This window comes from Acetatifactor muris (genome assembly GCF_024623325.1).
Taxonomy (GTDB): Bacteria; Bacillota; Clostridia; order Lachnospirales; family Lachnospiraceae; genus Acetatifactor; species Acetatifactor muris.
This window is the reverse complement of the sequence record NZ_JANJZD010000023.1, coordinates 52,761-68,746: the sequence shown is the minus strand read 5'-3', so window position 1 is coordinate 68,746 and position 15,986 is coordinate 52,761. Positions and strand designations below refer to the sequence as shown.

The window sequence follows — 15,986 nt, the reverse complement described above, 5'->3', positions numbered from 1 at the left end:
GATTTTTTCATGGCACTTAGACTTGTGATTGCAGAAAAGCCGAGCGTGGCGCAGACTATCGCCGCCGCGCTTGGCGTTAAGGAAAAGAAAGACGGATATATCGAGGGCGGCGGCTGCCTCATTTCATGGTGCGTCGGTCATTTGGTACAGCTTGCGGAAGCTGCCGCCTACGGGGAGCAATATAAAAAATGGAGTTTTGAGAGCTTACCCATTCTGCCGGAGGAATGGCAGTACGCCGTTGACCCGGACAAGGGGAAGCAATTCAAAACCCTAAAAGAGCTTATGCACCGCGCCGACGTTTCCGAAGTGGTAAATGCGTGTGACGCGGGGCGCGAGGGCGAATTGATATTCCGCTTTGTCTACGAAGCGGCGGGCTGCAAGAAGCCTATGCGCCGCTTGTGGATTTCCTCAATGGAGGACGGGGCGATTAAGGCGGGCTTTGCTTCCCTCAAAGACGGGCGGGAATATGACGCGCTCTTTGCGTCTGCCCTCTGCCGCGCAAAGGCTGACTGGCTTATCGGCATTAACGCCACCCGGCTTTTCTCCTGCCTGTATGGAAAGACCTTGAACGTGGGGCGCGTCCAGACCCCGACCTTAAAAATGCTCACCGACCGGGACGCGGCTATCTCCCATTTCCAGAAAGAAAAATATTATCATGTGCGCCTTGATTTATCCGGCGCGGAAGCGGCAAGCGAAAGGATTTCAGACAAGGCAGAAGCCGCCGCGCTGAAAGGGGCTTGCGAAACAGAAACGGCGGTATGCGTTTCCCTTACCAGAGAGAAGAAAACCGCAGCCCCGCCGAAGCTCTTTGACCTTACCTCTTTGCAGCGGGAAGCGAACCGCATTTTTGGCTACACCGCGAAGCAGACCCTTGACCTTGCACAAGCCCTTTATGAAAAGCGGCTCCTTACTTATCCGAGGACGGACAGCAGCTTTCTTACTGACGACATGGGCGGCACCGCAGCGGGCATTATCACGCTGCTCTGCGAAAAGCTCCCCTTTATGGCGGGCGCGGGCTTCACGCCGGATATTGCAAAGGTATCAGACAGTAAAAAAGTATCAGACCATCACGCAATCATTCCCACTATGGAGCTTGCAAAGGCTGACCCGGACGCGCTGCCGGAAAGCGAGAAAAATATTCTTACCCTTGCGGGGGCGCGTCTGCTCTTTGCCACCGCCGAGCCGCATATCTTTGAAGCGGTTACGGCGGTTTTCTCATGCGCTGATACAAAGTTTACGGCGCGGGGAAAGACGGTGCTTTCCGACGGTTGGAAAGGGATTGAACACAGATACCGGGCGACGCTTAAAGATAAGCCCGACCCGGAGGACGGGGAAAATGAGGGCGTGACGCTGCCGGAACTTTCCGAGGGACAGGGCTTTTCTAACCCCGCCGCAAAGGTAACGGAGCATACCACAACGCCGCCGAAGCCCCACAGCGAAGCGTCGCTTCTCTCTGCTATGGAGCGAGCCGGGAACGGGGACACCGACCCGGATGCGGAACGCCGGGGGCTTGGCACTCCCGCCACCCGCGCCGCCGTCATTGAAAAGCTGGTAAAGGGCGGCTTTGCAGAGCGCAAAGGCAAGCAGCTTATCCCCACGCAGAACGGAGCCGCCCTTGTATCAATCTTGCCGGATATGCTCACTTCCCCGCAGCTTACCGCAGAATGGGAAAACAATCTGACGCAGATAGCAAAGGGAGCCGCAGACCCCGGCGAATTTCTGTCCGGCATTGAAGCTATGGCGCGGGAGCTTGTGCAGACACACGCCGCCGCACTGGACGGGAAAAAGGATTTGTTCCGAGAGGAAAAGCCCTCTATTGGCAAATGCCCCCGGTGCGGTTCCCCCGTCCATGAGGGAAAGAAAAACTACTATTGCAGCAACAGGGAATGTGCCTTTGTCATGTGGAAGAACGACCGTTTCTTTGAGGAACGCAAGACCGCTTTTTCTGCGAAGATTGCCGCCGCGCTCCTTAAATCCGGCAAGGCGAATGTGAAAAAGCTCTATTCCCCGAAAACAGGCAAGACCTACGACGGAACTATCGTTTTAGCCGATACTGGCGGGAAATACGTCAACTACCGTATCGAAGTGCGGAAGAACTAAAAACTTGAATAGCAAGCATAGGAAGCGGGTACCCACTTCCGTAAATCCCTGTCCTGCCGCTGACGCGCCGGACGGGGATTTTGCTTGTTGGGAAGTTTCCCAAACCCTCTTTTGCGGAGGGCTTCACCCTCTAAAAATTTTCAAAAATATTTGGCAGAAATGCGGGCGTACCCGTAGTAGACCATGCAGCCCAAAAATGCAGCTTATGACGCTGCCGCAGAGAAAGGAGGTTTTTCACTATGGCAAGTTTACGGGACACCGTAAAGGACTATCAAGACGAGCTTAGGGACGGTATCGCATGGGTGGCGTTCTGGAAACAGGGGCGTTCATGGAACGCGGAATATTTTCATCTTGATATGGACGATACGCTCTACCCGGAGGACAGGAGCCGGTTAGAGGAAATCAAAAGCACCGACCCCGCCGCCGTTATCTTAAACGGTTATTACTGCGGGCATTTAGGCGAGGACATGAGCCTTGACGAGCTGACCGCCGGAGTGCGCTACCACTATGAAAACAGCATGAACGACATTGACGGTTTTATCGGGGCGCATGACGACAGGCTTCCCCCGGAGGTTATCGAGGAAGCGAGAGCCTCAGCCCATGAAGCGGGGCTTCCCTTTTCCGAAAAGCCCTACCGGGACGGGGAGGATTTTAACCCCTATGTATTTGACGGGAGCATGAGCATTGAAGATTTTGAGCTTATGCACCGCATGATGAACGAAGAAAGGAGCGAACAAATGGCAGAACCGATTTTAAGCGGCTATCTTTCCAATCTTGGGAAGTACACCGAGGGCAGACCCGCGGGCGAATGGGTGACGTTCCCCACGACTGCCGAACATCTGAAAGAAGTCTTTGACCGTATCGGGATTGACTTCAAGCACTACGAGGAATGGCATTTCACAGAATTTCAATCCTCTATCCCCGGCTTGACGGAACATTTAAGCGAGTATTCCCACCCCGACGAGCTGAACTATTTAGGGAAGCTCTTGGAAATGCAGTTTGACGACGACCGGGAGAAATTCATTGCAGCCATTGAATACGGCGACCATGCCGACAGCTTACAGGACATCATCAACCTTGCACAAAACCTTGACTGCTACTGGCTTTATCCGTCCGTCCACAGTGAAGAAGAATACGGGCATTATCTGGTTGATGAACTGGAAGAACCGGAGCTATCCGACGAAGTGAAACGGTATTTCATGTATGAGGAATACGGGCGGGACGCTTCCATTAACGACGACGGTATGTTTACCGAAAAGGGCTATATCTACAACAACCGCAACACCTTTACAGAATGGTACGACGGGCGCGACGTGCCGGAGGAATACCGGGTAACGCCGCAGCCCCCGCAGCCAGAACGCCCCGACCCGGAAAAAGAAGATTTTGACACTTCCGCAGCGCAGCCCGCCCTTGCCGCCGAGCCGCGCCCGGTTATCCCGATTATCCCTACTGCGGACACTTCCGACGGGAAGCTGAAAGAGATTGCCGCCCATTTGGAGCGCGGCATTACAGAACTGTTTGACAGTGAACGCTATGCGGACTATCTGCGCGTCATGTCAAAGTTTCCGACGTACAGCTTACGGAACACTGTCTTAATCGCCATGCAAGCCCCAGACGCTACCCATGTCATGGGCTATAACGCATGGAAAGACCCGCTTATCGAGCGTCATGTAAAAGCACATGAAAAGGGCATACGGATTATCGCCCCTACTGAAAAGACCATACGCAAACAGGTTGAAAAACTTGACCCGGACACACAGAAGCCCATAATCGGCGCGGACGGGAAGCCCGTCACCGAAGTACAGGAAATCAAGATACCGAAATTTATCGTCGTTTCTGTCTTTGACGTAGCGCAGACCGAGGGAAAGGAGCTTCCCACCCTTGCCACCGAGCTGACGGGCAATGTGGAACGGTACCCGGATTTTTTCGCCGCCCTTGAAAAAACGTCGCCCTTTGCCGTTGGCTTTGACGAACTGACAGGCAACGTAAAAGGACGCTGCAACTATGAGGAAAGAAAAATCATCATCAACGAGGGCATGAGCGAATTACAGAACATCAAAACCGCTATCCATGAAATCGCCCATGCGACGCTGCATGATACCGCTATCGACGCGCCGGAACGCCCAGACCGCCGCACCCGCGAGGTACAGGCGGAAAGTATCGCTTACACCGTCTGCCAACATTACGGGCTTGACACGTCGGACTATTCTTTCGGCTACGTCGCCGGGTGGAGCAGCGGGCGGGAGCTTTCCGAACTGAAAGGCTCTCTTGAAACCATCAAAAGCACCGCCGCAAAGCTGATTGAAACCATTGACGGGCATTTTGCAGAAATCCAAAAGGAGCAGACGAAAGGACAGGCACAGGAACAGCCGCAGCCCGAAGCAGTCACAGAGCAGCCGGAAATCTCCGCGCCAGAACAGCCGGAAACACCCCCACAGGAACAGGCAGACGCGCCACAGGAAACCCGCAGCGAAGCCACGCAGCCCGAAGCCGGGACACAGGAAACGCCGCCCGCTGCCCCTTACTATTCTATCAATGAAACCGCCGCCCGCCGCGCAAAGGATATGAACAGCTTTTACGATTACAAACCGGGCAGCGCAACGGCAGAATACCGCAGCTACATTGACGAAGCCGTACAAATCGCGGAACGGCAGAAAAAACGTGTTGACCCTATGTACCATGAAAAGATTGACAGTCTGCTTGACACTTATGCCCGGAAACTGGCGGCGAATATGAACAAGGGCTATGAAATTGCGGGGCGCGTTCCCTCTATCTTGATTGCCGGAGGTTCCAACTTCCCCACAAGGAAGAAAGAAAAGCAGAACGCCGCCACTGACCGGAATATGCAGGAATACCGGGACATACAGGGCTTGCTTGATAAAATCCGCAGTACAGGAATGGGCGGTATCAGCGCGGACGACCCGCAAGCAGTCGAGAAACTTCAAAAGAAACTTGCGGGACTGGAAAAATCACAGGAAACCATGAAAGCAGTCAACGCCTATTACCGCAAGCATAAGACCCTTGACGGTTGCCCGCATTTGCCGCCGGAGCAGCTTGAAAAGCTGAAAGCGGATATGTCGAGCCAGTGGCATTTAGGGGACAAGCCCTTTGCGTCGTGGGCGTTATCCAACAACAACGCAGAAATCCGGCGCGTCAAAGACCGCATTAAATCCCTCTCACAGACAAAGGAAATCGGTTTTGTCGGTTGGGAGTTTGAGGGCGGTAGCATGGAAGCCAACACCGAAGCGAACCGTCTGCAAATCTTCTTTGACGGGAAGCCCGACGAAGCGACGCGGGAAGAACTGAAAAGCAACGGTTTTCGGTGGTCGCCCAAAGCCGGGGCATGGCAGCGGCAGCTTACCAATAATGCCTATTATGCGGCAGATTATGTGAAATCCATTCAGCCCCTTACCGGGGAAAAGCCCACTGATTTACTGCGGGAGCATATCCGCAGCCAAAAGGAAGCGGCACAGGCGCAGCCCCCACAGGAGTACATCTATCAAGTACACGCGAACCCCCGAAGCGACAGCCGGGAAAATCTTTCTATTCTGCAAGCATACGTTCCACAGGAGGACGGGAAAGCCAAAATAGGCGACGTTCTGTATATCGGCACACCCGAAAAATGCCGCGAGCTTATGGGGCAACTGAACGCTGGGGAACTGACACAGGCAGAGGTAAAAGAACTTTACGCAAAGGCACAGGAAACGGCGCAGACCGCCGGACAGGACAAAGACACCTTTTCCATTTACCAGATAAAGGGCGGGGACGAAACAAGGGACTTCCGCTTTGAGCCTTACGACCGCCTGCAGGCGGCGGGGAATGTGGTTGACAAAGCGAACTATGAACTTGTCTATTCCGCGCCCCTTGCGCCGGAAACTTCCCTTGAAGATATTTACACCCGCTTCAATATCGACCACCCCAAAGATTTTAAGGGACACAGCCTTTCCGTTTCGGACGTGGTAGTGCTTCATCAGAACGGACAGGACACCGCGCATTACGTTGACAGCTTCGGTTATAAGGAAGTGCCGGAGTTTTTACAGGAGCAGAAACAGCTTACCCCGGACGACTTGGAAACGGGCGAAACTGTCAAGACACCGAGGGGGACTTTCCATGTAACCGCCATGAGCCGGGAGCAGATAGAAGCCGCCGGATATGGCTTTCACCACCAGTCGGACGACGGAAAGTATCTGATTATGGGGAACGGGACGCGGGCGTTTGCCGTTGCCGCCGAGCAGCCGCAGCGGGACAATCCGCTGAAAGCCGCCGAGCAGAGCGCGGAGCAGAACGAAAACATGATTGACGGTATCATCAACAACACCCCTACCGTTGACGAACTCGAAGCAAAGGTAAAGGCGGGCGAGCAGATTTCCCTTGTTGACCTGGCTAACGCGGTCAAAGCCGACAAAGAGCGCGGCAAGGAAACGAAGCCGGAAAAGAAGCCCTCTATCCGGGCGCAGCTTAGGGCTGACAAGGAAAAGGCGCAGAAGAAAAACGCAAAGCAGAAATCGCAGGATTTGGAAAGGAGCTGACCCATGCCAAAACAGAATAAATTTGAAAACGTGGATTTGTTCGCTTCCCTCAATGCGGTTATGAAGCAGAACACAGGATTTTACCAGAGCGATTTAGAGATTGACAAAGAGATTATCGCAAAGGCGGCGGCAAGCCCCCGCAAGGAGGACAAGACCCTTTTGTGGTTCTGCCGCCCGTCCGGGACGCATTGCTTCCGGGAGCGCGACGTTTTCCTCAAAGATACCGCGCCCCACAACACATGGCGTTTTTACATGGAGCAGACAAGCGACCGCGTTCTTGCCTATGCAATCGAGCTGATGGGAACGGAGCGCGGGAAAATCAAGGGCAACCTGTACGAACTGGACTATGCCAAACATTATGAGCGCGTCAAGGAAAAGGAGCTGCCCGCCGATACGGTCAAGCTGATTTATGAGCGTGGGGAACGGGAGATACCCGCCGGGCGGTTCTTCAACGGCAATCCCGACCCGCAGCTTGGGAAGTTTGAACGCTTTGAAGCCGTACCCAACGACCCGGACGCGCTGCAATCGCTCTTACAGGAAGAACGGCGCAGCCGGGAGCAGCTTTCACCGGGGGACTTCAAGGCGCATATCACAGCCTTGCGGGACGGGCTGATTGAAACGGAAGCGCGGCGCATTGTGCGGGAAATGAAGCGGCACTATGAGCCGAACAGCCCCAACAAGACCCATTTCATGGCAGAGCTTTCCCCGGCGTTCATGCGGCTTGCAGCCACAAAGGACACTGACCGCCTTTTCTCCATGCTGCCCTACAAGACACTTTCCTTTTCCAAAATCGAGGGCAGACATGGGACGTATGCGCTGATTGACAAGGGGGAGAACCGGGACAGGGAGATAAGGAAGCCCCGCCCCTCTATCCGGGCGCAGCTTAAAGCGGACAAGGCAAAGACCGCCCCGAAAAAGGCGGCGGCGAAAACAAAAAATCACGATATGGAGGTATGAGCATGATTAGACTGACTGTTGAAGAAACAAACCTTTTGAGCATTTACAACGAGGGCGGCAAGCGGGCTTTGATTGAGAATGTCAACGCCGCGCTGCCCTACATGGACGCGGATATGCGGGAGCTTGCAAAGCGCACCCTTTCCAAAGTGGACGCTTTGACCGAAGCGGAATTTGCAGAGCTTCCCATTTACGCCGCTGATGAAGTATGAACGGGGTTAAGCGGCTGACGCCGCCCCAGAGCCGGAAAGTCAACGCCCTTGTGCGCCGGACGTGCTGCAACTATGATAACGGGAACTGTATCTTACTGGACGACGGGGACGAGTGCGTTTGTCCGCAGCTCATTTCCTATTCGCTTCTCTGCAAGTGGTTCCGGGTTGCGGTGCTTCCCGCCGACAGGCTGCTTTATGCGGAGCTTTACCAGACAGGGGATAAGAAGAAGTGTACCGAGTGCGGCGCGTTCTTTGCGTCAACCTCTAACAGTGTCAAATACTGCCCCGTCTGCCGGAAGCGTATCACCCGCCGACAAGCTGCCGAGCGCATGAGGAAAAGCCGCGCCCCTGTTACGCAGTAGGCGCGGAAAACCCCTTGATTTACAGGGCTTTCCGCGCGTGAAAATCGGACAGGCGATACTTTATACCTTTACCCCCGAAAATGGCGTTCTACTGCGTAACATTCACGAAAACAGCACCCATAAAAAGACAGGGCGCGGAAGTCATATACTGGCTTCCGCGTCCTGTTCTTTTTTTGCCTATCTGACATTTCCCTTTTCCATTTCTTCAAGTGGGAACTGCGGGAGGGCTTCTATCAGCTTCTTTGTGATAGACTGGCGCATATCTTCGTTGATTTCCTGTTTCGTGCTTCCGTCCGGCTGTCTGACCGCTACCGTCGATAGCCTGTCGATTTCGTCCTTGTAGCACTCCACGACTTTCTCCACCGCCCAATTTTCCCCGGCAACGGCGGCGCGTATGGTTTCATATTCCGGCATTTTCTGGTTTTCCATGTTCAACGCTCCTCTGCTTTTTGATAGCCCTATCATAGCACAGCGGCGGGGATTTTGCTATCCTTATCCACGCTCTGTTTCTTTTTCCCGTTCCGGCTGTCTGTCTGCCTGTAAAATGCTGTCAATGTTCTGCTTGATAATATCATATTCCCGGACTTTCTTTTTCAATTTTCCATAGTCGGCGTAAAGGGCTTCTTTCTGCGCTTGGAGGGCTTCATACTCCGATTGCAGCGCGGCGAGGTTCGGGAGCTTCGCAATGCCCGCCGCTTTCAGTGACCTTGCGGCGGCTTCATGGAGGATAATTGCCTGTTCCTGTCCGGCGCGGTACTTCTCCCTGTTCCTTGCCTTGCGGTATGCGTCATAGACAGGCTTTGTCTTTTGATAGGTGGAAACATTCTTGATAAGCACCGCCATTTCCGCAAGCCGCTTTTCGGCGTTCTTCAATGCGTCTGCCGCCTGTCCGCTTTCCGCTGCCATTTCCAGGATCCGGCTGACTAAATCCGCGTACTGTTCAATCTTGTTTTCGGTGAGAAAGTTCATAGTCTTTGCCGCCTGTTTCAGATTATGGATTTTCGCCCACTGTTCATAGCCCCGGCTCTGCGCCGCCTTGATGCTGTTCTCAATGTCGATAAGCAGACTGACGCCGCCGCGCTGCTGTTTAGGAGCTTTGACGGTCCGGGTGCGCTTGCCCGCTATCCGTTCCCTTATGGCTTCCTCTGTATAGTCTGCGCCGAGGGTTTTAAGGCGGGTGAAGCGTTCCTGTCCGGGGGCGCGGCATGACACATATTTCCCCGGCTTTATCTCATAGCCCGCCGCCTGTAACCGCGTTAGCAATTCCTCAAAACTGGAAACTTGGGGGATAAGCGCGTCAACAGCGGTTTTCAGCTTGCCTTTCCAACTTGTACCCGTCTTTTCTGCCTGGTACTCTGCATAGCTCTTTCCCTTGCTGCCCTTGCCGGGAACGACGACGGACAAACCATTCTCCCGGCACAGCTTGTCGCTCATGTTCCGTATGCCGTAATAGCTCCTTTTGTTGGAATTGTATTTGTGGTGGTCTACAAAATTCACCGCGCAGAAAATGATATGGTTATGGACGTGTCCTTTGTCAATGTGCGTCGTGAGTACATATTCATGCTGCCCCTTTGTTACCGCGTCGGCAAGCTGCTTTCCGATTTCATGGGCTTTCTGATAATCGACTTCCCCCGGCTCAAAGGACTGTATCAGATGAAAGGCTAAATTGTTCCCCTTTTGAAGTGCTTGGGACAAGGTATATTCAAACTCAATATCTGCCGTTTCATAGGAGCAGCCGAAAGAGGATATGAGCATTTTTCCGTCCGTCTTGTCCGGGTTTTCGATATAGTCAAGGGCTTTGCTTAGAGTGCTTTTAATAGGCTTAATCTTTGTAACCGCCATATCTCCGCAAGCACCCCCTTTATTTCCTCTATATCCTCTTGGTATGCGTTTCCCGTCGCGTTTACGCGGCGTGCTATCTGGTTGACGTTGACCCCGATTTTCTGTATCTCTGCGGTCATTGCCTTAATGTCGCTGTGGTCTATCTGAATGATGTACCCGTCAATGGCAATCTTCCGCAGATATGCCGCCATGTTCCGGGTGGGTACGAGCTTCATTTTTTCCAGTATTAAATCCCGTTCCGCTTCCGTCACTCTGAATTTGATTTGCACCGTCCTTTTCCGTCCGTCCATTGCTTCGCTCCTTTCCTTTCCGTTCCGAGGGTTTGGGACACTTCCCAACAAGCCATTTTCAACCGACGCGCCGCAGCGCGGGAGGGGGAAAATACGGAAGTGGGTACCCGCTTCCTATGCTTGCTACGAATGTTTTTATCCTTTAGGCTCTTATCCCCTACTACGGAGAAAAAGCGATTTTGCCAAACTTCCGCAAAAGAAAAACGCTGCAATCTCAAAAAAAGATTACAACGCTCTCTATACTCTGTTCAGTTTTGACGGACACATCTTATCTGCCCTCTGTTTCGACTTCCGCTATCTCTTTTGCCGTTGCGGTCACAATCCGTATGCCTGTATCGCTCATACCGTCAAGGAGCGCGTCAAGCTGCCGCCGCTGCGTGTTCTTCTCCGGCGGCGTTTCCAAAAGGAACTGGTCTACGGAGATATTGTAGCGGAGCATAAGCTCAAAGAAAATCTGTAAACTTGGGTGCTGCCCCTTGTTCTCAATGTTCGCAAGGTAGCGCGGCGAGATAAACATTTCGTCGCTTACTTTCTTGCGGCTCTCCTTGCGCCCCTCACGCGCTGCCTTGATTGCTTCACCAAAAGCCTTAAAGTCGTATCGTGGTACTGGTCTTTTTGCCATAGTTATTCACCCTCTTACATTTTACTGTTCCCCTTTCTTCTTGGATATGTCTACACAGTTCTATCAGTTAGCCAAAATAGAGCATATATACTTGTAACCTTTTCCTTGAAGTCTATTGACAACGCAAAGAATAAGAGCTATAATAGGCAAAACATACATACGTATGTTTTGGAGGTGATTGTATGCCACGTTCTGATAAAAAAACGAAACAGGAGATATTAGAAACAGCCACACGTCTTTTTGCCGAAAAGGGATTAGAAAATGTCAATGTTGAAGATGTTGTAAAGGAGCTTGGCGTAACTCGCGGAGCATTTTATCATTACTTCAAATCACGTGAAGAATTGATTTCCGGCGTTATGTATAAGTCTTTTAATGACAACAATCCGTTTGTCCTTGCTAACAGGCAGAAAGAGCTAAACGCCCTTGAAAAACTTAGGTTTGTATTCAAACTTGACCTCACGCCCCGTTTGGATATGAGCGATAGTTTAAGAGCAGAAATGAAAAAACTATCAGATAGCCCTGTTGTCTTTAAGAACGAAATGCTTACGCAAGTAAATGTAGTAGCTCCCTACGTTGAAAAACTGTTGATTGAGGGAAATACGGACGGTTCGATTTCCGTAAAATACCCAAAGCAAACAGCGCAAGTTATCTCTATGCTGATTGCTTCATGGTTAAGTCCTTTTACATTTCAAGTATCTTACAATGAGTATTCCGATAAAGTATCATTTCTCGAACAGTTGGGACAAGTGTTGGGCGTACCCTTTATGGATAAAGAAATGAAAGAGCTTCTGGACGAAATAGGCAAACACGAATTTGAAATAGAATAAAGTCTTAATTTAACTGCCCATATAGGCAGTTAAATTAAGACCAAAAACATACATACGTATGTATTGAAGGAGGATAACATGATAGAAACTATGATTGACGTATCGGGATTAAAAAAATCTTATAAGGCAAATCACGTCTTGAAAGATGTTAGCTTTACTGTCCGTAAAGGCAGTGTTTTTGCTCTGCTCGGCTCAAACGGCGCAGGGAAAACAACTGTCGTAAAAATCCTTTCTACATTGATGAAGCCGGACAGCGGCAAAGCAACCATTAACGGCTTTGATGTGGTTCGTCAAGGATATTATGTGCGTGAGTGCATTAGTCTGACAGGGCAATTCACAGCGGTAGATGAAGTTTTGACGGGTAGAGAAAATCTAAACCTTATCGGACAGCTTAAACGTCTGAACGATGTCAAAAATAAGGTGAATGAGTGGTTGGCTTTCTTCCATTTGCAGGACGCAGCAGACAGCAAAGTATCTACTTATTCTGGAGGTATGCGTCGCAGATTAGATATAGCCATGAGCCTTATGGGAAAGCCACAAATTATTTTTCTTGATGAACCCACCACTGGGCTTGACCCTCAAAATCGTATCGCTATGTGGGATTTAGTAAAAGAATTAGCTGCCGGAGGAACAACGGTATTCCTTACTACACAGTATTTGGAAGAAGCAGAATATCTTGCGGATTATATCGCCATTCTTCATGGTGGTGAGATACTTGCAGAGGGGACACCGCAATACCTAAAAACAATAATGCCGCAGCGCGGCGCCCAACTCAATTTTCAAAGTGAAGAACAAGCAGCCGAAGCAATGGCATTATTAAATGAGAACGGTATAACGATTGACAGCTTTGAGCAAAAACTCCCCTCTTTGGAAAAAGTGTTTTTAACGTTGACTGATGAAAAAGGAGGAAAATAATCGTGCATAAACTCAAAAGTATATCATTTCTTGACTCTTGGATAATGTTTAAACGCTGCCTGCTTATTTCTTTGCGAAACCCCGAAGCATTGTTAATGGCAACAATAACACCATTCTTTTTAATGCTCTTGTTTGGAACGGTATTTGGGAATATAGCAGATGTGGGAAGCCTAAACTACATTGATTTTATTGTGCCGGGAATTATTATGCAAAGTCTTGGACAGGCCTCTCAACACTCGGCAATGAACGTCGCAACAGATATGACAAAAGGCATAATAGACCGTTTCCGTTCTATGTCAATTTCAAAATCTGCCGTACTGATAGGTCATACTGGTGCGGGCGTAGTGAGAAATACAATTTCAAGCACCGTAATCATCATTACCGCCTTTGTCCTTGGTTTTCGGCCACATAGCAGCTTTGTGGATTGGCTTATTGTTGTAGCCTTGCTTATCTTAGTAAACATTGCGATTTCATTGCTTGCTGTACTATGTGGACTAATTTCAAAATCGCCGGAAGGCTCCAGTGGTCTAATGTTCCCACTCTTTATTTTGCCTTTCATCAGTTCCGGCTTTGCTCCTACTGATACCATGTCCGGCGGTATTAGGTGGTTTGCAGAAATACAACCTATGACACCGATTATTGACAGTATTCGTGCCTTGACGCTTGGCTTGCCTTTGGGGAACAGCTTGTGGATAGCTCTTGCTTGGTGCATAGCAATAATTATAATTGCGTTTAGCGCAGCAGCACAAGTTTATAAGCACAGACTATCATAGGCACATTATACCTTTTACATATTTTTTTATAACAGCTTTATAGATTCACATATGGAGAGAACTTTATGAGATATATAAAAACAGGAAAGGAGTATATTGCATGGTTTTTAACACAGGCGCGGCATTGCTGGATGCCGTTGTGCTGGCTATGATATCCCATGAGCCAGAGGGTACATACGGGTATAAGATTACACAGGAGGTGCGGCAGGTCATTGAAATTTCTGAATCTGTGCTGTATTCAGTTCTGCGCAGGTTACAGAAAGATGAGTGTCTGGAAGCGTATGATATGGAATGTGCGGGGCGCAACAGACGTTACTACAAGATTACGGAGAAAGGAAGAACACAGCTTAATCCGTATATTAGCGAGTGGTATCGGTATTCTGCCAAATTGAACGGTATCTTTGAGGGATGTTTAAGGAATGGATAGAACAGAATTTATGAGCAAACTGTCGGCTCTGCCTGGTGATGTGCCGTCTGCGGAGCGGGAAAAGGCAATACAATATTCAAAATACGAGGAGGAAATCTAATGTCAACAGAACAAGCCATTCACACGAAAGGATTATGCAAATCCTTTGGAAAAAATGAGGTGCTTCGTAAATGCTCATTAACCGTAGAAAAAGGAACAATATACGGCTTTTTGGGTATCAATGGAGCAGGAAAAACAACTATGTTCAAAATACTAACCGGCTTATTAACCCCTACTTTGGGCGAGGTTCAAGTATTAGGAAAAGATGTTACAGTACAGAAAGCTGATATATTACGGCATATCGGCAGTATGATTGATGTTCCTGTTTTTTACGAACATTTATCAGCAAGAGAAAACCTAAACATACATCTTGCCTATATGGGTGTTAAAAAAGCCGATACGGAAACGGCCTTATCCAAAGTTGGATTGCAGAGCGTTGGCAATCAGCCCGTTTCGGAGTTTTCACTTGGTATGAGGCAACGTTTGGCTATTGCACGTGCAATGGTACATCAGCCTAAACTGCTTATACTGGACGAGCCTGTTAATGGGCTTGACCCCGTAGGTATTCGTGAAATGCGTGATTTATTCAAAAGCCTTGTAGAAAAGGACGGAATAACTATTCTTTTTTCAAGTCATATTTTATCTGAGGTAGAACATATAGCGGATAAAATCGGTATCATTTCAAATGGTGTGATTGTGCGGGAAATGACATTGCAGGAATTGAAAAAAGACAGCTCATTTAACCTTGAAGAATATTTCATTTCGATTGTGAAAGAGGGGGAAAGATAATGTTGAATTTGATAAAACTTGAAATTAAACGTAACCGATTGAAAGGCTACATAACTGCGGGACTTTTAATTACAGTTGCAGTATTAGGTCTTGTTTACTTATTTGCTGCAATACCACATCTTGACGCTTCTGATACAGATGTTCAGATATTTATTACATATAACGGCATAGCCACCTTATCGTTAGTTGTTGCTACGGCTTGCTTTTCTATCTTATCGTCGGCAATGTATAACAGATTTATTGTTGAAGAATATGCAAGCAAAAAAGTTTTTTTGCTTTTCTCATACCCTGTTAAGCGAAGCCGAGTATTATTGGCAAAAGTTATAACTGTATTTTTGTTTACATTTGTTTCCATGCTGTTTAGCGGCGTGATTACTTTTGCAATATTCTTTACCACCGAAGCGTTTGTTCCTATTTGTCAAGAAGCTATAACAATGTCAACGCTATTCGGGATTGCAATATCGCTTATTGCTTACTCTATAATAGCTGCTGCATTGGCGGTAATATCTTTGTGGTTTGGATATTGGAAAAAATCCGCTTCTGTAACAATTATAGTGGGCGTGATTGTTTCATGTGTTTTCGGTAGCTTTGCGTCTGAAATCCTTTTAGCAGGAGGGATATTTAACAGCGTTATTGTTCTTGTGATTGCGGCGGCAAGTATATTAGTTGCTTTCGTTTTGACAAAAGCACTCTCTAAAAAAATCAGCACTATGGAGGTGTAACACTTTCAACTTGGACGGAAAACAAGGATTTTCTATGATAGCTGAACAATGGTTATTATGCCCGATATGCGGCAACAAAACGCGGGTAAAGATACGCGGCGACACGATACTTAAAAACTTCCCATTGTTCTGTCCGAAATGTAAACAGGAAACGCTTATCAATGTAAAGCAACTGAATATGTCAGTTATTAAAGAGCCAGACGCACAGACGCAGAGCCGATAAACTTGCGAGTAATCGCAGTTTGTCGGCTCTCTTTATATCCCCCAATATTAAGCCGTTTCTATAAACTCATTACCCTGTCTATCAGTGGCGGCTTTGAATAAATCAAGGCTGCCGTTTCTTTCTATCCTCTAAAAAGAAATGACGCCACAAACGCCAACAGATACGGCGGCTAAAAGGAGGTAGCCGCCATGAAGCGCAAAGCGTATCGACAAAATCCGACGGTCATTGACATATCAAAAAAAGCCCGACCACCGCCGGGAACCTCTCTACCCTTGAATATGAACTGTCTAATCATCTGAATACTTTTTACAATACCCTTGCGCCTGTCCGGGCTTTTCGGACAGGCGTATTTTGCTGCTC

At 49.2% G+C, this 15,986-nt stretch carries 16 protein-coding genes; 12 read left to right on the top strand and 4 right to left on the bottom strand.

The features are described 5' to 3' along the window. Positions 1–9: 9 nt before the first annotated feature. From NSB25_RS19665 to NSB25_RS19645, 5 genes are all read left to right on the top strand, one after another. On the top strand, positions 10–2,100 hold the full coding sequence (locus NSB25_RS19665) for a DNA topoisomerase 3 (protein ID WP_103242736.1): 2,091 nt from the start codon (positions 10–12) through the stop codon (positions 2,098–2,100). Between the two features lie 239 nt (positions 2,101–2,339). Then, entirely contained in the window at positions 2,340–6,629 is a 4,290-nt protein-coding gene (locus tag NSB25_RS19660; protein WP_257479302.1) for a YodL domain-containing protein, read from the top strand. 3 nt (positions 6,630–6,632) lie between these two features. Continuing rightward, positions 6,633–7,586 carry a hypothetical protein gene (locus NSB25_RS19655; protein WP_103242751.1) on the top strand — a complete coding sequence of 318 codons (954 nt, stop codon included), beginning with the start codon at positions 6,633–6,635 and terminating at the stop codon, positions 7,584–7,586. Continuing rightward, positions 7,583–7,795: a transposon-transfer assisting family protein gene (locus NSB25_RS19650; RefSeq protein WP_004607965.1), complete on the top strand. Its 213-nt coding sequence runs from the start codon at positions 7,583–7,585 to the stop codon at positions 7,793–7,795. The genes NSB25_RS19655 and NSB25_RS19650 overlap by 4 nt, the downstream gene beginning before the upstream one ends. Then, the gene (locus tag NSB25_RS19645; protein WP_103242660.1) at positions 7,792–8,157 is read left to right on the top strand and encodes a cysteine-rich VLP domain-containing protein; all 366 of its coding nucleotides are present in this window, start codon (positions 7,792–7,794) and stop codon (positions 8,155–8,157) included. Before NSB25_RS19650 ends, NSB25_RS19645 begins: the two co-directional genes overlap by 4 nt. A gap of 177 nt (positions 8,158–8,334) precedes the next feature. Here NSB25_RS19645 and NSB25_RS19640 read toward each other — a convergent pair whose 3' ends face one another. From NSB25_RS19640 to NSB25_RS19625, 4 genes are all read right to left on the bottom strand, one after another. Continuing rightward, on the bottom strand, positions 8,335–8,586 hold the full coding sequence (locus NSB25_RS19640) for a helix-turn-helix domain-containing protein (protein WP_103242661.1): 252 nt from the start codon (positions 8,584–8,586) through the stop codon (positions 8,335–8,337). Between the two features lie 63 nt (positions 8,587–8,649). Further along, entirely contained in the window at positions 8,650–9,999 is a 1,350-nt protein-coding gene (locus tag NSB25_RS19635) for a relaxase/mobilization nuclease domain-containing protein (protein ID WP_103242662.1), read from the bottom strand. Continuing rightward, on the bottom strand, positions 9,960–10,289 hold the full coding sequence (locus NSB25_RS19630) for a plasmid mobilization protein (RefSeq protein ID WP_004081247.1): 330 nt from the start codon (positions 10,287–10,289) through the stop codon (positions 9,960–9,962). The genes NSB25_RS19635 and NSB25_RS19630 overlap by 40 nt, the downstream gene beginning before the upstream one ends. A 268-nt stretch (positions 10,290–10,557) precedes the next feature. Continuing rightward, entirely contained in the window at positions 10,558–10,911 is a 354-nt protein-coding gene (locus NSB25_RS19625; RefSeq protein WP_103242663.1) for a helix-turn-helix transcriptional regulator, read from the bottom strand. Positions 10,912–11,093: 182 nt separating this feature from the next. Between NSB25_RS19625 and NSB25_RS19620 the strand changes: the two genes are divergently transcribed. From NSB25_RS19620 to NSB25_RS19590, 7 genes are all read left to right on the top strand, one after another. Next, a complete protein-coding gene (locus NSB25_RS19620; RefSeq protein ID WP_103242664.1) occupies positions 11,094–11,738 on the top strand; it encodes a TetR/AcrR family transcriptional regulator in 645 nt (214 codons plus the stop codon). A gap of 78 nt (positions 11,739–11,816) precedes the next feature. After that, positions 11,817–12,653: an ABC transporter ATP-binding protein gene (locus tag NSB25_RS19615; RefSeq protein ID WP_103242665.1), complete on the top strand. Its 837-nt coding sequence runs from the start codon at positions 11,817–11,819 to the stop codon at positions 12,651–12,653. A 2-nt stretch (positions 12,654–12,655) separates the two neighbouring features. After that, on the top strand, positions 12,656–13,426 hold the full coding sequence (locus NSB25_RS19610) for an ABC transporter permease (RefSeq protein ID WP_103242666.1): 771 nt from the start codon (positions 12,656–12,658) through the stop codon (positions 13,424–13,426). Positions 13,427–13,526: 100 nt separating this feature from the next. Then, the gene (locus NSB25_RS19605) at positions 13,527–13,853 is read left to right on the top strand and encodes a PadR family transcriptional regulator (RefSeq protein ID WP_103242667.1); all 327 of its coding nucleotides are present in this window, start codon (positions 13,527–13,529) and stop codon (positions 13,851–13,853) included. A gap of 99 nt (positions 13,854–13,952) precedes the next feature. Next, positions 13,953–14,681, top strand: coding sequence for an ABC transporter ATP-binding protein (locus NSB25_RS19600; RefSeq protein WP_103242668.1), 729 nt, complete (start codon positions 13,953–13,955; stop codon positions 14,679–14,681). Further along, positions 14,681–15,403, top strand: a complete 723-nt coding sequence (locus NSB25_RS19595) for an ABC transporter permease (protein WP_103242669.1) — start codon at positions 14,681–14,683, stop codon at positions 15,401–15,403. The genes NSB25_RS19600 and NSB25_RS19595 overlap by 1 nt, the downstream gene beginning before the upstream one ends. 34 nt (positions 15,404–15,437) lie before the next feature. Then, on the top strand, positions 15,438–15,626 hold the full coding sequence (locus NSB25_RS19590; protein ID WP_103242670.1) for a cysteine-rich KTR domain-containing protein: 189 nt from the start codon (positions 15,438–15,440) through the stop codon (positions 15,624–15,626). Positions 15,627–15,986: the final 360 nt, after the last annotated feature.